Genomic DNA, 14118 nt, shown 5'->3' with positions numbered 1-14118 from the left:
ATGCCGGTGACCTCTTCGGTGACCGTGTGTTCGACCTGAACCCTTGGATTTACCTCGATAAAATAAAACTTGCCGTCGTCCATATCCATCAGGAATTCGACCGTACCGGCACATTCATAGTTAACATGTGCACAGATTTTGCGGCCCAATTCACAAATCTCAGCGCGTTGTTCTTCGGTAAGATAGGGGGCAGGCGCGCGTTCGACGACCTTTTGGTTGCGACGCTGAACGGAACAATCTCTTTCAAATAGATGGTAGATTTCGCCGTGGCTGTCGCCCAAAATTTGCACCTCGACATGGCGCGCCTTCAGGATCATCTTTTCCAGATAGCCTTCGCCATTGCCGAAGGCCGCTTCTGCCTCGCGCCGGCCTTCCATCACTTTTTCTTTAAGTTCTTCTTCATTCGCGATGGGGCGCATGCCACGACCCCCGCCGCCCCAGGAGGCCTTGAGCATCAGCGGGTAGCCAACCTCTGCCGCCTGCTTACGGACGACCTCCATATCATCGCCTAGAACGTCTGTCGCGGGGACGACCGGCACGCCGGCCTCCATCGCCACGCGTCGCGCGCTGGCCTTGTCGCCCAAGGCGCGCATTGTTTCCGCACGCGGCCCGATAAAAGTAATACCGTTCTGCGCGCAAGCATCTACAAAATCGGGGTTTTCTGACAACAGCCCATAGCCCGGGTGGATCGCATCCGCGCCCGAGGCTTTGGCCACGCGGATGATTTCATCGATGCTCAAATAGGCAGCGACAGGCCCCAAACCGGCCCCGATCCGATAGGCTTCATCGGCTTTAAAACGGTGTAGGCCCAGCTTGTCTTCCTCGGCGAAAACGGCGACCGTCTTTTTTCCCATCTCGTTGGCCGCGCGCATAATTCGAATGGCGATCTCGCCGCGGTTTGCGATTAGAATTTTCTTAAAGTCGGTCATAGCTAGGCCTTCCTGCTGGCGAGAAATCTTAATTTTCAAGCGTCTAGAGCGCGCGCTAACGCTGCGCTGCGGCATTGTTGCGTCTGTTTGACGCGGTGTGCAAGTAGAAGTTTTTTTGCGCTCCGCGGGGGATTTTTAACCATTTGGAAAGAGATGGGGTGCTACGCCGAGACGAGGGCGCGTTCGTACCTATGCAATGACATCAGTAATAAGGAGGAACAGATAACAATAATTCCTGCGGCTTTGACGCTAGACGGCTAGCAAACCGCCGCTGCATTATAGAAAATGCGGCGGGAACATTTTGCGAACGTGTCTTTTATTTGGTGCGTGTGCGGGATAGATTGGCCGTATGAATGATTTTGACGAAATGGCCGCCTTTGAGGGCGCTTCCCTATCATCGCGCGCTATGGCTGCGCGTCCGCAACCCTATCTTGATGGGCTGAATCCGGCCCAGCGTGCCGCGGTGGAGCAGATGGATGGCCCTGTCTTGATGCTCGCGGGGGCAGGCACGGGCAAGACCAAGGCTTTGACGGCGCGGATCGTGCATCTGATGAATACCGGGCGCGCCCGCCCGAACGAGATTCTCGCGGTAACCTTCACCAATAAGGCCGCGCGCGAGATGAAAAACCGTGTGGGGCATATGCTGGGGCAGAGCATTGAAGGGATGCCTTGGCTGGGTACGTTTCATGCGATTTGCGTCAAGCTGTTGCGCCGCCATGCTGAATTGGTCGGGCTAAAGTCGAACTTCACCATTCTGGACACGGATGACCAGCTGCGCCTGCTCAAGCAGTTGATCAAAGCGGAAGGGATTGATGACAAACGTTGGCCCGCACGTTTGCTGTCAGGCGTTATTGATGGCTGGAAAAACCGCGCATTGACGCCCGACAAAATTCCTACGGCCGATGCGGGGGCCTATAACCACCGCGGGGCGGAGCTTTATGCGCAGTATCAGGCGCGGCTTAAAGATCTGAACGCCTGCGACTTTGGTGATTTGCTGCTGCATATGGTCACCATCTTCCAGCAGCACGAAGACGTGCTGGGGCAATATCAGCGGTGGTTCAAATATATACTGGTGGATGAGTATCAGGATACCAACGTGGCACAGTATTTGTGGCTCCGTCTGCTGGCCTCTGGCCACAAGAATATCTGCTGTGTCGGGGATGACGACCAGTCGATCTACGGCTGGCGAGGGGCCGAGGTTGGCAACATCCTGCGGTTCGAAAAAGATTTTCCCGGCGCTCATGTGGTGCGGTTGGAACAGAATTACCGGTCAACACCGCACATCCTGGCGGCCGCTTCGGGCGTAATCGCAGGAAACGAGGGGCGTTTGGGCAAGACTTTGTGGACGGAATCCCGTGAGGGTGAAAAGCTGCGTCTCATCGGCCATTGGGATGGCGAGGAAGAGGCGCGTTGGATCGGTGACGAAATCGAAGCGTTGCAGCGCGGCACACGCGAGCTTGATCCATACACATTGGACGATATGGCGATTCTTGTACGGGCATCACACCAGATGCGCGCGTTCGAGGATCGGTTCCTGACCATTGGCCTACCGTACCGCGTGATCGGTGGCCCGCGTTTCTATGAACGGTTAGAAATTCGCGACGCCATGGCCTATTTCAGGGTGGTTACCTCCCCTGATGACGATCTTGCTTTTGAGAGAATCGTGAACACGCCCAAGCGTGGTTTAGGCGATAAAGCGCAACAAAATATACAGAAAACCGCGCGGGAAAACGGCGTGAATCTCGTGGAAGGGGCGCGGATTCTGTTGGCGAATGGCGGGATTGGCGGTCGTGGGGCGGCGCAGTTGCGTCTGCTTATCGACGGGATTCAGCGGTGGTCCGAACTGGCCCGGGGCCCGCGCCTACAGACTGTGGTTGATGACGATAGCGTCATCGACGAAGGTGCGCAGCTGTTTCACGAAGAATATGGCCCGCCCGAGGTCAGCCATGTGGAATTGGCGCAGATTATTTTGGATGAAAGCGGATATACTGGTTTTTGGCAGAACGACAAAACGCCGGAAGCTCCGGGGCGGCTCGAGAACCTGAAGGAGCTGGTTAAAGCGTTGGAGCAGTTCGAGAATCTCCAAGGTTTTTTGGAACACGTCAGCTTGATCATGGATAATGAAAGCGACGATGGTGGCGCCAAAGTGTCGATCATGACGTTGCACGCGGCCAAGGGGCTTGAGTTTCCGGCGGTGTTTCTTCCCGGCTGGGAGGATGGGCTGTTTCCGTCGCAGCGATCGATGGACGAATCTGGCCTGAAGGGGCTGGAGGAAGAGCGGCGGCTTGCCTATGTCGGAATCACCCGGGCAGAGCAGCTTTGCACGATCTCTTTTGCGGCCAACCGCCGCGTGTTTGGTCAGTGGCAAAGCGCCATGCCGTCACGGTTTATCGACGAACTTCCCGAAGCCCATGTGGATGTGCTGACCCCGCCGGGGCTGTATGGTGGCGGGTATGGGGCAGCGATGCCCAAATCGAATCTGCATGAAAAAGCCGCTGAAGCGAATGTATATAATTCTCCGGGGTGGCGCAGATTGCAGACGCGCAGCCAAGCACGCAGCGTGAGCCAGCCTTCGGAAGCCCGAAATGTGACGATCGACATGTCCGCCGTCAGCAGTTTTGCGATGGGAGAACGGGTGTTCCACCAGAAATTTGGCTATGGCGAAGTTGTTGGAATCGAAGGGGATAAGCTTGAGATCAGCTTTGACAAGGCCGGGGTCAAGAAGGTCGTGTCGCGCTATCTGAGCGCATCGGATGACGTTCCGTTCTAAACGGGCGTCATGAATTTTACGAAATATCAAGAATTAGATGCAAGAACGGCGGTGCTTTGGGAGGAAAGCACCGCCGTCTTTATCTACGTCCCCAATCCAATCGGGAGGAAAGGGGGAAGGGGACGTTTATGAAAGCCGCCGGTCTCAGGGAGGAGGAGGAGACCCGAAGCTTTCTACAGGCACACAACAGGGAGGGTGCGTGTGCCCGATCCAGTATGATTTATGCAACGTTGCGTGCTGTTTCCAGCGCGATGCCGCGGATTTGCGAGCGGCCCATGCCCAGGTCGTTCAGCTCGCGGTTGGACAAGGAGCTCAGCTCGTTAAAAGTCGAGCGGTATACGCGACGTTGCTTGCGGCGAGTCTCGAGTGTGGACATCAGCGCGGCAAAGCGGTCTGCCAGAGTCGGTGCGGTTGTAGCGTTCAAGTAGGCCATCGGATACCTCGTCTTGTTTCGTCTGTGTTCGTTATCATTCGTCTTGTGTTGGTTATGTAGTAAAATGCTGCATCTGCACAATAGTCAGATCGTCAATGCTGCTATGCAGAAAATGCATGGGCAAAAGGTGACGTAACGTCTTGATCGGGAACAAAATAACCCTAGCGCAAACGCTTTAGCAGTCAGGAGGAGTTGTATGGAAAAAAATGGCGACGATACCAGGGAGGAGGAGGGTATCGCCGCCGAAAACAAACACATCCGGGAGGAGGATGGATGAGTTTGGTCTTATTCTTGGCTCGCAGTGTCTGCGTTCCTGAAACCTTTTTGACCTATTTGCTGCGTTTGCACAATTCTCAAATTGTGCATTGCTGCCATGCAGCGAAAACATAGGGGTTTTGCGTAATTTTTGGGCGCTAAATGTTCGTTTTGCCTTGGTGCTGTGCGGCATGCGAACGTAGGGTTGCGATTTGGCCAGAAACTGCCATGTCAAAAGCAGTCTCGAAAGGAATATGTCATGCCGCTCTCTAAATCCGACGTCGAATCTGCTCTGGCCCGGGTGATGCTGCCGGATGGGAAGTCTATCCTTGATCACGATCTGATCCGCGCTTTGACGGTCGAGGGCGATGTGGTGCGCTTTGTTATAGAAGCCCCCAATGCGCAGGTCGCCGCGCAGATGGCCCCGCTGCGCGACGCGGCAGAGGCCGTGGTGCGCGAGGTTGATGGCGTTGCCAGCGTAGCAGTCGCCCTGACGGCCCATGGCCCCGCGCCAAAGCAATCGGCCCCAAGCCTAAAGATTGGCGGGCACCCGAAGGCGCAGGATGGCCCGATGAAACCGGCTGGCGTGCAGCGCATTCTCGCCATTGGGTCGGGCAAGGGGGGCGTGGGCAAATCGACCGTGAGCTCGAACCTCGCCGTGGCGCTGGCGCGAGCAGGTCGCAAGGTCGGTTTGCTGGATGCCGATATATATGGTCCCAGTCAGCCGCGTATGATGGGGGTGAACAAGCGGCCCGCCTCGCCGGATGGGAAGACGATCATCCCGCTGCACGCCCATGGTGTGACCCTGATGTCCATCGGTTTTATGATTGAGGAGGGGAAGGCTGTGGTCTGGCGTGGCCCGATGTTGATGGGCGCGCTGCAGCAGATGCTGGGGCAGGTAGAGTGGGGCGAGCTGGACGTGTTGCTTGTCGATCTGCCGCCGGGCACGGGCGATGTGCAGCTGACACTATGTACCAAATCCGAATTGTCCGGCGCGATCGTGGTGTCAACGCCGCAGGACGTGGCGCTGATCGATGCGCGCAAGGCGATTGATATGTTCAATACGTTGAAGACGCCCGTGTTGGGATTGATCGAGAATATGTCGCTGTTTGTCTGTCCTGATTGTGGGTCCGAACATGAAATCTTTGGCCATGGCGGGGTTGCAGCCGAAGCCGCGAAGATGGAGGTGCCTTTGCTCGGCAGTTTACCCATCGATCTTGATACCCGGCTTTCGGGCGATGGTGGCACGCCGGTGGCCGCGGGGGATGGGCCGATGGCCCAGGCCTACGCCCGCATCGCCGAAGGTTTGATCAAGGGTGGGATGGCCTAAGGGGCAACCTCCTTCACGCTCCTATCTATACTCAACGCCGCGCAGCCCCCTGCGCGGCGTTTCGCGTTCATCGGCGTCGTGTGGACGTGCGTATGGGATCCCATGGGAAAACCTCATGGGAAAACATGGGAGATCGCCGGCCGGACCCTGCCGGATTGGCAAGGTGATTCGGCGGAAAATGGCTGTCTGAGGCGCGGAATCCTCAGTTTGCGCGATAAAACAGTTGCAATTGGTGTTGCGATCGGGGAACAAGCCGCGAACACAGGCTGTGGATAACTCTGTGGTCTAAAATTGTTGGGAAATTGTGGGAAATTTCAGCACGCGTTTTTTATCTCAATATGTTGTGGTCTAATTTAATATTTAACCGACATAAGCTAAAAATCGCTGATATTTCTTCCCCACATATTGATTCACAACCCTGTGCAAAACCAAATTTGGTGTGTATTTCCCAAAAAACTTATAGACGCCCATCAATTCCCATGGCATCCCTAGTGCATCGGATGAGAACGAGACACGGGGCACCAAACGACCCCAACGACCAAATAAAACTCTAGCAGGTTCATACAGGCACCTCGCTTTCATCAGACCAAGAGATCCGGCGCGCGAGCGAGCAGACATCCCCCCAGGTGGCGCGCGCAGTCGGACTTCCCCGCCAAGGCGGGACGGGCGGCGGGTTGATCAGTGGCAGCAGATCAGCCCGCCGTTTCTACATCTACCGCTGGGGGCATGATTTTAGGGCGCACAAGCGTCGCAGGCAGGGACAAACACGTGAGCCGCAGGTTCAGAGGCGAAAGCCAACACAAGGTCGATACGAAGGGGCGGGTGTCTATCCCAGCCTCTTTTCGTCGTGTGTTGGAAGCCGGTGACCCGAATTGGCAAAACGGTGGCACGCCCGAGCTGGTGATCGTCTATGGCGACAGCCGCCGCAGCTATCTTGAATGCTATACCATGCAGGCCATCGAAGAGGTGGACGACAAGATCGACGCGCTGCCGCGCGGGTCGATGGAACGCAAGATGCTGCAGCGCCTGTTCCACGGTCAGTCCTTTCCCACATCGGTCGATGAAACGGGCCGCCTGGTTCTGCCAGCGAAGCTGCGCAACAAGATCGACCTGGAAAACGAAGCATTCTTTATCGCCGCCGGTGATACCTTCCAGATCTGGAAGCCCGAAACCTACGAGACCGAGGAAAAGGCCCGCGAAGAGGAGTGGCTGGACGATCTGCCAGAAGACTTTGATCCGATGGCCTTCCTGGACGGCAAGCCGGAGGCTTGATCGATATGAGCGGACCCAGCGATACCCCCTCCGCCCCGCACACACCGGTTCTGCTGCGCCCCTTGCTGGCGGCGGTGGCCCCTGTGTCGGGGCGTTGGCTGGATGGCACCTTTGGCGCGGGCGGCTATACCCGTGGCCTGCTGGACGCGGGTGCTGCGCAGGTGGTGGCGGTGGACCGTGACCCGCTTGCGTTTGAAATGGCGCAGGCCTGGGCCGGTGACTATGGCGACCGGATCGTCATGCAGCGCGGCGTCTTTTCCAAGATGGACGATTATGCGCAGGATCTGGACGGGATCGTGCTCGATCTGGGCGTGTCCTCCATGCAGCTTGATCTGGCAGAGCGCGGGTTCTCTTTCATGCGTGACGGGCCGCTTGATATGCGGATGAGCCAGGACGGCCCCTCGGCGGCGGATATTGTCAACGAGGCCGAGGAAGAGGTCATCGCCAATATCCTGTTCCAATACGGTGAAGAACGTGCCAGCCGCCGCATCGCCAAAGCGATCGTACGTGCCCGCGAAGAGGCCCCGATCACCACAACGCTGGCGCTTGCAGGCTTGGTCGAAGGCTGTTTGCCGCGTTCGAAACCCGGCCAGTCGCATCCCGCGACCCGCAGCTTTCAGGCGCTGCGCATTGCGGTGAACAATGAATATGGCGAGCTGTTCAACGGGTTGATGGCGGCGGAACGCGCGTTGAAACCGGGTGGCCAGCTGGCCGTTGTGACCTTCCACTCGGTCGAAGACCGTATGGTCAAACGCTTCCTGACGGCGCGTGCGGGGGCAGGGGGCAACGCCAATCGCTTTGCGCCCGAAATTGAAGCACCCGAGCCGCAGTTCAAGATCCTCAAGCGCAAGGCCATCGGGCCGGATGCGCAAGAGCTGGAAGAGAACCCGCGCAGCCGCTCGGCCAAGCTGCGCGTCGCAATTCGCACTGATGCGCCTGCGGGCAGCATCGATGCCAAGGCACTCGGCATGCCTATGGTCAGGGGATTAACCGTATGAGAACCGTGCTTTACATCCTAACCACCTTTTCGGTGATCGGGCTGGCCTTCTGGGCTTACCGCGAGAATTACGCGACCCAGCAAGCCCTGAGTGATGCCGATGACCTGCGCTATGAAATCCGCGAAGCCTACAGCCGTCTGGCCGTGCTCAAGGCGGAATGGGCCTATCAGAACCGCCCCGACCGTCTGCGCGATCTGGCAGAGCTCAACTTTGACCGGCTGAACCTCTTGCCGCTGCATCCCGACCAGTTCGGATCTATCGATCAGGTGAGCTACCCGCCGCTGCCAGAACTGCCGCTGTTCGAGATCACCGACGGCGTTGACGTATCCTCGATGGAGGCCCCCGAATGATCCGCACCCCGCTGCGCCCGCTGGCCCGTATTCTTGAAGCCCGTCAAAAGGGCGAAAACCCCGATGCGATCGAGCGCGAGAACAAGCGTATCCGCCACGAGCAGATGCGCGACGCCTCGCGGCAGCGCGCCGAGGGGCGTTTGCTGGTTCTGGGTGTCTTCTTCTTCTGCGCCTTCACCGTTGTGGGTGCGCGTATGGGGGTCATGGCGACCACCGACCCGACAGAGCCGCGCGCGGCGGCCCCGGGTTCCGTGATCTCGGCCACCCGCGCCGATATTGTCGATCGCAACGGCAATCTGCTGGCGACCAACTTTGAGACACATGCGCTTTATGCGCAGCCGCACCACATGATCGACCCGCAGGGGGCCGTGAAAAAGCTGATGGCCGTGTTCCCCGACCTGAACGAGGAACGCCTGCTGCGCGACTTTACCGGCAAGCGCAAGTTCTTGTGGATCAAGAAGAAAATTAGCCCCGAGCAGATGCAGGCCGTGCATGACATCGGCGAGCCGGGCTTGCTGTTTGCGCCGCGTGATATGCGCCTTTACCCCAATGGGTCGCTTGCCGCGCATATCATGGGCGGGGCCAGCTATGGCCGCGAGGGTGTCCATGCCGCCGAGGTGATCGGCGTCGCGGGGGCAGAGAAATACTTTGACGATTATCTGCGCGATCCGGCCAATGGGAACAAGCCGCTGGAACTGTCGATCGACATGACCGTGCAGGCCGCGTCCGAGCGTATTCTCTATGGCGGCATGAAGCTGATGAACGCCAAGGGGGCGACCTCGGTCCTGATGGATGTGCACACGGGCGAGGTGATCAGCGCCGTATCCTTGCCCTCTTTCGACCCCAACGACCGGCCCCATGCCGCCGTCACAGGCGATGCGTCCGACAGCCCGCTGTTCAACCGATCGGTGCAAGGCGTCTATGAGCTTGGCTCTGTCTTCAAGATTTTTACCGCGGCACAGGCGATCGACCTTGGCATTGCCACTGCGGATACGGTGATCGACACCTCTGGCCCGATGAAGGTCGGCGGTTTCCGCATCGGCGAATTCCACGGCAAGAACTACGGCAAGCAGACGGTGACAGGGATCATCGTGCATAGTTCCAACCGCGGGACAGGGCGGCTTGCGCTTGAGATCGGCGCGGAGCGTCAGCAGGAATTCCTGAAAAACCTCGGGTTCTTTGAACCAACCCCCTTCGAGATCGTCGAAGCCTCTGGCGGCAAGCCCTTGCTGCCGCAGCGCTGGCAAGAGCTGAGCACCGTAACCGTCTCTTATGGCCACGGCCTGTCCTCCAGCCCGATGCATCTGGCGGCGGGCTATTCTGCCATCGCCAATGGCGGGCACAAGGTCACCCCGACGCTGCGCAAGCAATCCGGCCCCGTGGTCGGCCCCCGTGTGATGTCTGAACGCGCGGCAGCGGATGCCCGCGCAATGTTGCGTGCGGTGGTGACCGAAGGCACGGCCAGCTTTGCCGAAGTGCCCGGCTACCAGATCGGCGGCAAGACCGGGACGGCGGATAAACCCGGCCCCCGTGGTGGTTATCTTGAGGATACGGTCATCGCGACCTTTGCCAGCATGTTCCCGGCGCATGATCCCAAATACGTGCTGATCGTCACACTGGACGAACCTGTCGAGACCTCGGGCGACAAACCGCGCCGCACGGCCGGTTGGACAGCCGTGCCCGTGGCCGCGGAAATGGTCCGTCGCGTCGCGCCCCTGCTGGGTCTGCGACCGACTGTTGAACCGGACAGCCTCGCTGATATAACGCTCTCCAGCAGCAACTAATATAAAGAGCGTCCCCATGGGCACACAGGCCGTCCCGTTATCCTCCCTTGGTCTGACCGCGAAAGGGGGGGGCAACCCGCCCATTGCAGGTATCAGCGTCGACAGCCGTCAGGTCCAGCCCGGAACCCTGTTCGCCGCCATGCCCGGCAGCAAGGTCCACGGGGCCGAGTTTATCCAATATGCGCTGCGCATGGGCGCGGTGGCGGTGTTGACCGACGCCGAGGGGGCCACGCTGGCCGCTGGCTCGCTGGCACAGGCCGAGGTCGCCCTTGTCGTCACCGATGCCCCCCGCGAGGCGCTGTCGCGCGCGGCAGCCCTGTGGTACGGCGCGCAGCCGCAGACGATGATTGCCGTCACCGGCACCAATGGCAAAACCTCTGTCAGCACCTTTGTGCGGCAAATCTGGATCGAGATGGGGCTGGCGGCTGTCAACCTTGGCACCACTGGCGTCGAAGGCGCATGGACCGCACCGCTGGCGCATACCACGCCCGAGCCCATCACCCTGCACCGCACCCTTGCCGAGGCCTCTGCCAACGGTATCACCCATGCCGCGATGGAGGCGTCGAGCCACGGGCTGGACCAGCGGCGGCTGGATGGCGTCACGCTCAAGGCGGCGGGGTTCACGAATTTTACCCAAGACCATCTCGACTACCACGAGACCTTCGACGCCTATTTCGACGCCAAGGCCGGACTGTTCTCGCGGGTGCTGCCCGAGGACGGCACGGCGGTAATCAATATCGATGATCCCAAGGGGGTCGATATGGTCGCCATCGCACGCGCCCGCGGCTGCGAGGTGATCACCGTGGGGCGCGACGGCGGTGATCTGCATCTGACCGGGCAGCGCTTTGATGCGACGGGGCAGGACCTGCGGTTCAGCTATCGTGGCAAGACCTACCAGAAACGTCTGAACCTCATTGGCGGGTTTCAGGCGGACAACGTGTTGCTCGCGGCGGGGCTGGTGATTGCCTGCGGGGCGGACCCCGCCCATGTGTTCGACACGCTGCCGCATCTGACCACCGTGCGCGGCCGCATGCAGCTTGCCGCAACGCGGGACAATGGCGGGGCGGTGTTTGTGGATTACGCCCATACCCCCGACGCCATTGCCACCGCCCTGCAAGCGATGCGCCCCCATGTCATGGGGCGGCTGGTCGCTATCGTGGGCGCAGGCGGTGACCGTGACCGCGCCAAACGCCCGCTGATGGGACAGGCGGCGGCGGCCCATGCGGATCTGGTGTTCGTGACCGATGACAACCCGCGCTCCGAAGATCCGGCGACCATCCGTGCCGCCGTCATGGAGGGCGTGCCAGAAGCGACCGAGGTGGGCGACCGTGCCGAGGCGATCTTGCGGGGCATCGACGCCATCGGCACGGGCGACGCGCTGCTGATCGCGGGCAAGGGCCATGAAACCGGACAGACCATCGGTGACGATGTGCTACCCTTTGATGATGTGGAACAGGCCAGCGTCGCCGTCGCGGCGCTGGATGGGAGATTGGCATGAGCTTGTGGACAGCAAAAGAGGCCGAAAGCGCCACCGGCGGCCACGCCATCGGGGACTGGACCTGTGACGGCGTGTCGATTGATACCCGTACCCTTGCACCGGGGGATCTGTTTGTCGCGCTGAAAGACGTGCGCGACGGGCATGATTTTGTCGCCATGGCGCTGGAAAAAGGGGCCGGGGCCGCGCTGGTCACCCATGTCCCCGAGGGCGTGGCCGAGGATGCTCCGCTGCTGATCGTCGAGGATGTGCTGAGGGCCCTGGAGGCGCTTGGTGCCGCCGCGCGGGCCCGAACGCAGGCCAAGGTCGTCGCGGTGACGGGCAGCGTCGGCAAGACCTCGACCAAGGAAATGCTGCTTGCGATCTTTGCCGACCAGGGGCGGGCGCATGCCTCTGTGGACAGCTATAACAACCACTGGGGTGTGCCGCTGACGCTGGCGCGGATGCCTGCGGATACAGAATATGCCGTGATCGAGATCGGCATGAACCACCCCGGAGAGATCTCTCCGCTGGCGCAGATGGCCAAGCCGGATGTCGCGATGGTCACCACCGTCGCCGCCGTGCATCTGGAAGCCTTTGCCAATGTCGCGGAAATAGCGGTCGAGAAAGCCGCCGTTTTTGACGGGCTGCAACCGGGGGGCGTGGCGGTGATCAACGCTGACATTGAACACGCCGCGATCCTGATGGCCAAGGCCGTGGATCGCCGCCTGCGCGAGGTCGAATTTGGCGAGCATGGCTATCAGTACAAACTGCTGGACGTGCAGGTGCAGGGCGACACCACCGTCGTGCGCGCCGATGCGGACGGCACGCCGCTGCTGTTCAAGATCGGGACGCCGGGGCGGCATTTCGCGATGAACGCCTTGGGGGCCTTGGCCTCTGCACAGGCCATGGGCGCGGATCTGGCCCTTGCTGCGGCCTCGTTGGGACGCTGGACACCGTATAAGGGGCGCGGCGTGCGAGAGGTCATCCATCTCGACGTGGTCGACACCCATCTGACGCTGAACCTCATCGACGATAGCTATAACGCGAACCCCACGTCGATGGCCGCCGCCCTAGAGGTACTGGCCGCCGCCGAGGTGACCCATGATATCGGCCGCGTCAGCAAGGGACGGCGCATCGCCTATCTGGGGGACATGAAGGAGCTGGGACCGGACGAGATCGCCCTGCACGCAGGGCTCGCGCATCTTGACGCCACCAAAAAGCTGGATGTGATCCACTGTGTGGGCCCGCTGATGAAGTCGCTCTATGACCTGCTGCCGGCGCATCAACGCGGGGAATGGGCCGAAACCGCCGCCGACCTGCTGCCCGCGCTTTCGTCGCATCTGGACAGTGGCGATGTTGTGCTCGCCAAGGGCTCCTTGTCCATGAAACTAGGGCTGATCGTTGACGCGATCCGCAAAATGGGCCATCCGGTCCCGAATGAACGACAGGGCTAAGCCCACAAGATTTTGAGTTAGGACGCGTACGATGCTCTATTGGTTGACCCTCCTGTCAGATGGCGGCGATTTCTTTAACCTTTTCCGCTACATCACCTTCCGCGCCGGTGGGGCCTTCCTGACAGCGCTGGTGTTTGGCTTTCTGTTCGGCAAGCCGCTGATCGCCGTGCTGCGCAAGCGGCAGGGCAAGGGCCAGCCGATCCGCGATGACGGGCCAGAGGGGCATTTCGCCAAGGCGGGCACGCCCACCATGGGCGGGCTCTTGATTGTGGGTGCGCTTGTCACTTCGACCCTGCTCTGGGCGCGCCTCGACAATCCTTATGTCTGGCTCGTGCTTTTCGTGACGCTGTCCTTTGCCCTCATCGGCTTTGCTGACGATTATGCGAAGGTCAGCAAGCAGAACGTCAAGGGCGTCTCAAGCCGTGTGCGGCTGGGCCTTGGGTTTCTCATCGCGCTCATTGCGGCCTATTGGGCCGGACTGCATCATCCGGCAGAGTTGCAATATCAACTTGCGCTGCCGGTGTTCAAGGATGTGCTGATCAACCTCGGCTTTTTCTTTATCCCCTTTGCGATGTTCGTGATTGTGGGCGCCGCCAATGCGGTCAACCTGACCGATGGTCTCGATGGGCTGGCCATCATGCCGGTGATGATCGCCTCGGCGGCGCTGGGCGTGATCGCCTATACGGTGGGCCGCGTCGATTTCACCGAGTATCTGGGGCTGCATTACGTGCCGGGCACGGGCGAGATCCTGATCTTTGTCGCGGGGCTTGTCGGCGGTGGTCTGGGGTTTCTGTGGTATAACGCTCCGCCTGCGGCGGTTTTCATGGGGGATACCGGGTCTTTGGCCTTGGGTGGTGCGCTGGGGGCGATTGCGGTCGCCACCAAGCACGAGCTGGTGCTGGGCATCGTGGGCGGCCTCTTTGTGGTCGAGGCGCTCTCGGTCATCATTCAGGTGCTCTATTTCAAACGCACCGGCAAGCGGGTGTTCCTGATGGCACCGATCCACCACCATTACGAGAAAAAGGGCTGGGCCGAGCCGCAGATCGTGATCCGCTTCTGGATCATC

At 60.0% G+C, this 14118-nt stretch carries 11 protein-coding genes; 9 read left to right on the top strand and 2 right to left on the bottom strand.

All coding sequences use genetic code 11. The annotated features are described in order from the left end of the window. Positions 1-929: biotin carboxylase N-terminal domain-containing protein (locus B3849_RS03945; protein ID WP_286779846.1), on the bottom strand; the 929-nt coding region annotated here is incomplete at its 3' end. Between the two features lie 349 nt (positions 930-1278). Between B3849_RS03945 and B3849_RS03940 the strand changes: the two genes are divergently transcribed. After that, on the top strand, positions 1279-3699 hold the full coding sequence (locus tag B3849_RS03940) for an ATP-dependent helicase (RefSeq protein WP_278425970.1): 2421 nt from the start codon (positions 1279-1281) through the stop codon (positions 3697-3699). Between the two features lie 220 nt (positions 3700-3919). Here the strand turns inward: B3849_RS03940 and B3849_RS03935 are convergent, their stop codons facing one another. Then, on the bottom strand, positions 3920-4132 hold the full coding sequence (locus tag B3849_RS03935; protein ID WP_278375418.1) for a DUF1127 domain-containing protein: 213 nt from the start codon (positions 4130-4132) through the stop codon (positions 3920-3922). Positions 4133-4646: 514 nt separating this feature from the next. Between B3849_RS03935 and B3849_RS03930 the strand changes: the two genes are divergently transcribed. The 8 genes from B3849_RS03930 to mraY all read left to right on the top strand — a co-directional run. Next, positions 4647-5717 (top strand): Mrp/NBP35 family ATP-binding protein, encoded by a 1071-nt coding sequence (locus B3849_RS03930; protein ID WP_278425971.1) that lies wholly within the window; start codon positions 4647-4649, stop codon positions 5715-5717. Positions 5718-6485: 768 nt separating this feature from the next. After that, positions 6486-6989, top strand: a complete 504-nt coding sequence (gene mraZ, locus B3849_RS03925; RefSeq protein ID WP_081781250.1) for a division/cell wall cluster transcriptional repressor MraZ — start codon at positions 6486-6488, stop codon at positions 6987-6989. 5 nt (positions 6990-6994) lie between these two features. Further along, positions 6995-7987, top strand: a complete 993-nt coding sequence (gene rsmH / locus B3849_RS03920) for a 16S rRNA (cytosine(1402)-N(4))-methyltransferase RsmH (protein WP_037953772.1) — start codon at positions 6995-6997, stop codon at positions 7985-7987. Next, on the top strand, positions 7984-8337 hold the full coding sequence (ftsL, locus tag B3849_RS03915; protein WP_005854161.1) for a cell division protein FtsL: 354 nt from the start codon (positions 7984-7986) through the stop codon (positions 8335-8337). Before rsmH ends, ftsL begins: the two co-directional genes overlap by 4 nt. Continuing rightward, positions 8334-10121, top strand: coding sequence for a peptidoglycan D,D-transpeptidase FtsI family protein (locus B3849_RS03910; protein WP_005854159.1), 1788 nt, complete (start codon positions 8334-8336; stop codon positions 10119-10121). The genes ftsL and B3849_RS03910 overlap by 4 nt, the downstream gene beginning before the upstream one ends. A 16-nt stretch (positions 10122-10137) precedes the next feature. After that, positions 10138-11619 carry a UDP-N-acetylmuramoyl-L-alanyl-D-glutamate--2,6-diaminopimelate ligase gene (locus B3849_RS03905; RefSeq protein WP_286779845.1) on the top strand — a complete coding sequence of 494 codons (1482 nt, stop codon included), beginning with the start codon at positions 10138-10140 and terminating at the stop codon, positions 11617-11619. Further along, positions 11616-13052 (top strand): UDP-N-acetylmuramoyl-tripeptide--D-alanyl-D-alanine ligase, encoded by a 1437-nt coding sequence (locus B3849_RS03900; protein ID WP_286779844.1) that lies wholly within the window; start codon positions 11616-11618, stop codon positions 13050-13052. The genes B3849_RS03905 and B3849_RS03900 overlap by 4 nt, the downstream gene beginning before the upstream one ends. A 31-nt stretch (positions 13053-13083) precedes the next feature. Beyond that, positions 13084-14118 (top strand): phospho-N-acetylmuramoyl-pentapeptide-transferase (mraY, locus tag B3849_RS03895; RefSeq protein ID WP_286779843.1); only part of this gene is annotated, 1035 nt, incomplete at its 3' end.

This window comes from Sulfitobacter sp. UBA4523, assembly GCF_002388305.1.
Classification (GTDB): Bacteria; Pseudomonadota; Alphaproteobacteria; order Rhodobacterales; family Rhodobacteraceae; genus Sulfitobacter; species Sulfitobacter pontiacus.
Note: the sequence above shows the minus strand (reverse complement) of the source record. Positions and strands in the feature narration are given on the sequence as shown.

Bases quoted from the DNA above. Each gene is read 5' to 3' on its own strand.
- B3849_RS03905 (WP_286779845.1), top strand. From the start codon at position 10,138: ATGGGCACACAGGCCGTCCCGTTATCCTCCCTTGGTCTGACCGCGAAA.
- B3849_RS03930 (WP_278425971.1), top strand. From the start codon at position 4,647: ATGCCGCTCTCTAAATCCGACGTCGAATCTGCTCTGGCCCGGGTGATG.
- B3849_RS03935 (WP_278375418.1), bottom strand. From the start codon at position 4,132: ATGGCCTACTTGAACGCTACAACCGCACCGACTCTGGCAGACCGCTTT.
- ftsL (WP_005854161.1), top strand. From the start codon at position 7,984: ATGAGAACCGTGCTTTACATCCTAACCACCTTTTCGGTGATCGGGCTG.
- rsmH (WP_037953772.1), top strand. From the start codon at position 6,995: ATGAGCGGACCCAGCGATACCCCCTCCGCCCCGCACACACCGGTTCTG.
- B3849_RS03940 (WP_278425970.1), top strand. From the start codon at position 1,279: ATGAATGATTTTGACGAAATGGCCGCCTTTGAGGGCGCTTCCCTATCA.
- B3849_RS03910 (WP_005854159.1), top strand. From the start codon at position 8,334: ATGATCCGCACCCCGCTGCGCCCGCTGGCCCGTATTCTTGAAGCCCGT.
- B3849_RS03900 (WP_286779844.1), top strand. From the start codon at position 11,616: ATGAGCTTGTGGACAGCAAAAGAGGCCGAAAGCGCCACCGGCGGCCAC.